Here is a 5407-nt window from a genome sequence, read left to right as displayed (position 1 = left end):
CGCGGCTCCGCCGGGCGCGCGCCATGAGCGCGGCGACGAGGTCCCACTCCGCCGGCGCGAGCGCGACGTGGCCGTCGAGCAGGAGCAGGTCGAGGCCGGCGGTCTCGGGCGAGGCGGCCCCCGCGCGCCGCGGCCGCGGCGGCGGTGCGGGCCGCCCCGGCGCGATCGAGGGCGCCGAGCGCGGCGAGCCGCGCCTCGTACGCGGCCAGCGCGTCCGCCAGCGCCCGGATCCGGCCGGCGGCCGCGGCGGGCAGGTCGCCCTCCTCCGCGGCGGCGCGCGCGTCGAACGCCGTCACCTCGGCGCGGCGCAGCTCCGCGAGGGCCGCCGCGAGCGCGGCTGCGAGGCCGCTCGACGCGCGCAGCCCGGCGAACGGACCGCCCGCCTCCGCCCCCGCCCCGGCCGCTAGCAGCCGCTCGGCGAGCGGCGGCAGCACCGCGCGCCGGTCGCCGGAGGCGGCGAGCAGGCCCGGCACGAGGCGGTCGAGTGTGGAGACCGAGGGCCCGAACAGGAGCCCGCCCTGCGCGTCGCACAGCCGGCGTGCGGCACGGACCGCCGCGAGCGGCGTGGGGACCAGGCAGAGGACGGGCACGCCCGACCCTACCGCGCGCGGCTGACGCCCGACGGCGCCGCCGCGGTCACTCCTCGCGGTAGACCGCCAGCGAGCCCTCGTTCTCCCAGACGTCCACGCGGGACACCGTCACGCGCCCGCCCTCCAGCTCGGCGAGGCGCCGCGACATCTCCTGGTAGAAGAACCGGGCGATGAGCTCGGCGGTGGTGTTCTCCTGGTCGAACGGAGCCACCTCGTTGACGTTCTGGTGATCGAAGCGGGACCCGACCTCCGCGACCAGCCGCTGCAGGTCGGCGAAGTCGATCACCATCCCGATCCGGTTCAGCGCCGAGGCGCGCGCGTGCACGCGGACGCGCCAGTTGTGGCCGTGCAGCCGCTCGCACTTCCCGCCGTGGAAGCGGATCTGGTGCGCGGCGCTGAAGACGAAGTCCTTCGAGATCTCGTAGACGGGACTGCCCATGCGCGCGGCAATATACCCGGGCACCGGCCGGCGTGCACCCCGCTTCGGCCGCGGCGGCGCCGGCGCGAACCGCCCCGGCGGGAAAGGGCTCCCAGGGACCATGAGCGGACACGGACACCACGGCGGCGGGCACGGACACGGCGGCCACCAGCACGGGCACGGGCACGGCGATCACGCGCCGGGCCGGGACCGGCACGGCAACCCGGAGGACCTCGCCGCGTACCTCGCCAAGCTGGAGGGCGCAGACCGCGCCGAGTGGCAGAAGCCGGACGCGGTGGTGGGGGCGCTCCGGCTGCCGGAGGGCGGCGTGGCGTGCGACGCGGGCGCCGGCCCCGGCTACTTCTCGCTGCGGATGGCGCGCGCGGTGGGGCCGCGCGGGCGCGTGTACGCCATCGACGTCGAGCCCCGGATGATCGAGCTCCTGCGCGAGCGGACCCGCGCCGCCGGGCTCGAGAACGTGCACCCGCTGCTCTCCACCGACGGCGCGCCGGCCCTGCCGCCCGAGCCGTGCGACGCGATCCTCGTCGTCAACACGTTCCACCACTTCCACGACGGCGCCGCCGACCTGCGCCGGCTCGCCTCGCGCCTGAAGCCCGGCGGGCGGCTCGTGAACGTGGACTTCCAGCCGGGCGAGCTCCCGGTCGGCCCGCCGCCGGATCACAAGGTGTCGCGCGAGGCCTTCCTCGCCGCGGCGCGCGAGGCCGGGCTGGAGCTGGCGGAGGAGCACGCGTTCCTGCCGTACCAGTACTTCCTGTCGCTGCGGCGCGCCGGCTGAGCGCACGGCGCGCGCGGATCAGCGGCCGAGGAGCGCGCGCACCGCGCCGGCGGGATCGTCGCCGGTGAGCCAGGCGCGGATGGCCGCGACGCCGTGCGCGCCCGCGGCGCGCACCTCGGCGACGCGCGACGGGTCCACCCCGCCGAGCGCGACCAGCGGGAGCCCGAGCCGCGCCGCCGCGCGCAGCGCGCCGACACCCACCGGCGCGCCGTAGGGCCGCTTCGAGGGCGTGTCGTAGACCGGCCCGAACGTGGCGAAGCTCGCCCCGCCCGCGCGGGCGCGGAGCACGTCCGCCTCCGAGTGGCACGAGACGCCCAGCAGGGCCGCGGGGCCGAGCAGGCGCCGCGCGTCCGCCGGCGAGACGCCCGCCGACGGGAGGTGGACGCCGTCGGCCCCCACCGCGAGCGCCACGTCCAGCCGATCGTTCACGAGCAGCCGCTGGCCCGCGTCGCGGCAGACCGCGGCGAGCGCGCGCGCGAGGCGCAGCAAATCCAGACCGCAAAGGTCCTTCTCTCGCAGGTGGATCGCGGCGATCCCGGGGGGCAGCCCGCGCAGGGCCGCCGCCGCGCGGGCCGGCAGCGAGGAAGCGAGCCGCCGGTCCGTGATCAGGTGGACAACGGGGACCTCCATCCGTAATCTCCGCCTCCGGCAGCATCCTGCGCGAGGAGAGCATCCGTGTCGAGCGATCTCCAGAGCTTCCTCGCCTTCCTGGAAGCGCAGAAGGCGAAGCAGGCCCCCCGTTTCCCGTCGGTGAAGTTCGACAAGGTGCTGTCCTTCATGGGCACCACCAGCCTCGGCGGCACCTACAACGCGGTCTCGGTCAACCGCGTGCTCGGGATCGAGCCGGGCCCGACCGGCCGCGAGCTGCGCCTCCGCCTCGCCGGGCCGCTGGCGCGCACGCCGGCCCGCGGCGAGTGCATCACCGTCCACCTCACCCGCGTCGAGCAGTACCAGGGCTTCCAGGTGAAGACCCGCGCGCTCTCGGTGAACTCGGTGGCGGCCGACCTCCTGGAGGAGGACCGCGACGGCCTGGTGGTGAAGGGCGCCTCGATCTTCACCGTCCACCACAGCCCGTACACGCTCAAGTTCTTCGAGAACGTGCCGTTCGAGGAGCTGGTGCAGATCGTGGGGAGCGTCCGCTACGCGCTGGTCGGCGTGGGCGAGACCGCGAACATCTCGCCGCGGTTCATCTTCCACCACGAGGTCCGCGACGGCCGCCTCACCCTGTTCCACGGCGACGGGCTCGCGCTGAAGACCTACATGAACCTGAAGTCGAACCGGCTCGAGACGCGGGCCGTGATCGACCTCGACACGTACCGCGGCTACGCGCTGCGCGGCACCGTGGAGGAGTTCGCGCCGCACCAGCACCCCGAGGCGTACGACAAGATCTGCCGCGGGTACACCGCCGGTGGATGGGGCAAGCCCTCGCGCGTCTTCCGGTCGGTCATCGACGACGTCGCGCCGCTCGAGCCGGCCGGCTAGCGCGGCTCGCCGCTCGGCAGGCGCGGGCCCTTCGACTCCGGCGGGCCTGCGGCCCCTTCGACTCCGGCGGGCCTGCGGCCCGCCTACGCTCAGGGTGAGCGGATCGCAACCCGCTCATCCCGAGCGTAGCGCGGCCGCCAGGCCGTGCGGAGTCGAGGGAGGGAGGACGGCTCAGGTCCCGATGAGCCCGCTCATCGGCGAGGACGCCGCGGCGTGCAGCTTCATCGGGATCCGGCCGGCCAGGAACGCCTTCCGGCCGCCCTCGACGCCGGCGCGCATGGCCTCCGCCATGAGCACCGGGTCCTTCGCCTCGGCGATGGCGGTGTTCATGAGCACCGCGACCGCGCCCAGCTCCATCGCGAGCGCCGCGTCGCTGGCCGTGCCCACGCCCGCGTCCACCAGCACCGGCACCTTCACCGTCTCCATGATGATGCGGAGGTTGTACGGGTTGCGCAGGCCGAGGCCCGAGCCGATGGGCGCGCCGAGCGGCATCACCGCGGCGCAGCCGGCGTCCTCGAGCTTCTTCGCGGTGACCGGGTCGTCGTTCGTGTACGGCAGGACGGTGAAGCCCTCCTTCACCAGCACCTTCGCCGCCTGGATCAGCCCCTCCACGTCGGGGAACAGCGTCCGGCGGTCGCCGATGACCTCGAGCTTCACGAGGTCGCCCATCTCCAGCTCGCGGCCGAGGCGCGCAGTGCGGATGGCCTCCTCGGCGGTGAAGCAGGCGGCGGTGTTGGGCAGCAGCTTCATGCCCTTCGGGATCCAGGCGAGCAGCGACTCCTCGCCGTGCTTCGACAGGTCGAGCCGCCGCACCGCGACCGTCACCACCTCGGCGCCCGAGGCGGCGAGCGCCCGCTGCATGGTGGGGAAGTCGGGGTACTTGCCCGTGCCCACCAGCAGGCGGCTGGTGAACGCGTGCGCGCCGATGCTCCAGGTGTCCGCCATGGCCTACCCTCCTCCGACGAAGGCGACGATCTCCACCGAGTCGCCCGGACCGATCCGGTGGGCCTCGTAGCGGTCCTTGGTGACGACCGCCTCGTTGACCTCGACGGCCACCCGCGGCGCCTTCACGCCGAGGTGCGCGAGGAGGCCGGCGACCGTCAGTCCGTCGGGGATCTCCCGGAGCTCTCCGTTCAGCCTCACCTGCATGGTGCGGGGGATCTAGCAACGGCGGCGCCGCCGCGTCAAACGCCGCGGGCCGCGGGCGCGGCGGGGGGCGCCCGGCGCGTGACAGTCTCAGCCTATCAGCGCCATCGCGACGATGTCTTGGAGTTATCAGTCGGGCGGCGGCATCCTCCTTCGCGTCCGAGAGGAGGACCTGAACATGACGACCACGACCCGTACCCAGCCCCCCGCCACCCCGCCCGCCCGCGCCGCCCGCCGCGACCTGTACCGCAGCCCGAGCGCGCTCCCCGAGGCCGACCGCCGCCGCATCGCGGACGCCCTCGTCGCCACCCTCGCCGACGGCATCGACCTGCAGACGCAGGCGAAGGTCGCGCACTGGAACGTGAAGGGGCCGGGCTTCGCCCAGCTCCACGCGCTCTTCGAGGAGCTCGCCACCGCGCTCGCCGCCCACTCCGACGACCTCGCCGAGCGGGCCGTGACCCTGGGCGGCCGCGCCGCCGGGACCGCGCGCGAGGTGGCCGCGGCGAGCCGCGTCCCCGAGCTGCCCGCGGGCGCCGTCCGCGACCTCGAGCTGGTCGCGCTGCTCGCCGACCGGATCGAGGCGTACCTCGGCGGCCTCCGCGCCGCGCAGGCGCTCGCCGAGGAGCACGGCGACCCGGAGACGGTGGACCTGCTCACCGGCGTCATCGCCGGCGTCGAGAAGCACGGCTGGTTCCTCCGCGCCACCCTGGGCGAGTGAGCCGCGCGCGGAGGGAGCGGGCGGATCGGGGCGCGGGGCGCTACACTGCGCGCGTGATCCCCGGCTCCCCTCCCCCCGCCCGCCTGGCCCGCCTGGCCCGGCCCGCCGCGGCCGTGCTGCTCGTCGCGGCCGTGGCGGCGCTCGCCACGCTCGCGCCCGCCCCGGCCACCCGCGCACTGGAGGCGCTCCGCCAGAGCGCGCCCGCCGCGGCGGCGGCGCTGGCCGCGGCCTACGTGGCGGGCGGCCCGCTCATGATC

The 5407-nt window shown here is 75.6% G+C and carries 7 protein-coding genes and 2 pseudogenes; 4 read left to right on the top strand and 5 right to left on the bottom strand.

Annotated elements, in window-relative coordinates:
* A pseudogene (locus PSR1_RS21435) lies at positions 1-590 on the bottom strand (hypothetical protein); the annotation flags it as partial.
* 46 nt (positions 591-636) lie between these two features.
* Complete coding sequence (gene queD, locus PSR1_RS21430; protein ID WP_059439394.1) at positions 637-1029, bottom strand: 6-carboxytetrahydropterin synthase QueD; 393 nt, start codon at positions 1027-1029, stop codon at positions 637-639.
* Between the two features lie 100 nt (positions 1030-1129).
* Between queD and PSR1_RS21425 the strand changes: the two genes are divergently transcribed.
* Positions 1130-1804 carry a class I SAM-dependent methyltransferase gene (locus PSR1_RS21425; protein WP_059439393.1) on the top strand — a complete coding sequence of 225 codons (675 nt, stop codon included), beginning with the start codon at positions 1130-1132 and terminating at the stop codon, positions 1802-1804.
* Between the two features lie 18 nt (positions 1805-1822).
* Here the strand turns inward: PSR1_RS21425 and PSR1_RS21420 are convergent, their stop codons facing one another.
* A complete protein-coding gene (locus tag PSR1_RS21420; RefSeq protein WP_059439392.1) occupies positions 1823-2434 on the bottom strand; it encodes a thiamine phosphate synthase in 612 nt (203 codons plus the stop codon).
* Positions 2435-2479: 45 nt separating this feature from the next.
* Between PSR1_RS21420 and PSR1_RS21415 the strand changes: the two genes are divergently transcribed.
* The gene (locus PSR1_RS21415) at positions 2480-3286 is read left to right on the top strand and encodes a hypothetical protein (protein WP_059439391.1); all 807 of its coding nucleotides are present in this window, start codon (positions 2480-2482) and stop codon (positions 3284-3286) included.
* Positions 3287-3457: 171 nt separating this feature from the next.
* Here the strand turns inward: PSR1_RS21415 and PSR1_RS21410 are convergent, their stop codons facing one another.
* Positions 3458-4231 (bottom strand): thiazole synthase, encoded by a 774-nt coding sequence (locus PSR1_RS21410; protein ID WP_059439390.1) that lies wholly within the window; start codon positions 4229-4231, stop codon positions 3458-3460.
* A 3-nt stretch (positions 4232-4234) separates the two neighbouring features.
* The gene (thiS, locus tag PSR1_RS21405) at positions 4235-4435 is read right to left on the bottom strand and encodes a sulfur carrier protein ThiS (RefSeq protein WP_011421571.1); all 201 of its coding nucleotides are present in this window, start codon (positions 4433-4435) and stop codon (positions 4235-4237) included.
* Between the two features lie 175 nt (positions 4436-4610).
* Between thiS and dps the strand changes: the two genes are divergently transcribed.
* Together dps and PSR1_RS21395 are read left to right on the top strand one after the other, a co-directional pair.
* On the top strand, positions 4611-5150 hold the full coding sequence (gene dps / locus PSR1_RS21400) for a DNA starvation/stationary phase protection protein Dps (RefSeq protein WP_059439389.1): 540 nt from the start codon (positions 4611-4613) through the stop codon (positions 5148-5150).
* Between the two features lie 53 nt (positions 5151-5203).
* Positions 5204-5407, top strand: a pseudogene (locus PSR1_RS21395) (TVP38/TMEM64 family protein); the annotation flags it as partial.

This window comes from Anaeromyxobacter sp. PSR-1, from assembly GCF_000964525.1.
Lineage (GTDB): Bacteria > Myxococcota > Myxococcia > Myxococcales > Anaeromyxobacteraceae > Anaeromyxobacter.
Note: the sequence above shows the minus strand (reverse complement) of the source record. Positions and strands in the feature narration are given on the sequence as shown.

What these genes read in the sequence shown, in the direction of transcription:
- queD (WP_059439394.1), bottom strand. Translation starts at nt 1,029, where the DNA reads ATGGGCAGTCCCGTCTACGAGATCTCGAAGGACTTCGTCTTCAGCGCC.
- PSR1_RS21425 (WP_059439393.1), top strand. Translation starts at nt 1,130, where the DNA reads ATGAGCGGACACGGACACCACGGCGGCGGGCACGGACACGGCGGCCAC.
- PSR1_RS21420 (WP_059439392.1), bottom strand. Translation starts at nt 2,434, where the DNA reads ATGGAGGTCCCCGTTGTCCACCTGATCACGGACCGGCGGCTCGCTTCC.
- PSR1_RS21410 (WP_059439390.1), bottom strand. Translation starts at nt 4,231, where the DNA reads ATGGCGGACACCTGGAGCATCGGCGCGCACGCGTTCACCAGCCGCCTG.
- thiS (WP_011421571.1), bottom strand. Translation starts at nt 4,435, where the DNA reads ATGCAGGTGAGGCTGAACGGAGAGCTCCGGGAGATCCCCGACGGACTG.
- dps (WP_059439389.1), top strand. Translation starts at nt 4,611, where the DNA reads ATGACGACCACGACCCGTACCCAGCCCCCCGCCACCCCGCCCGCCCGC.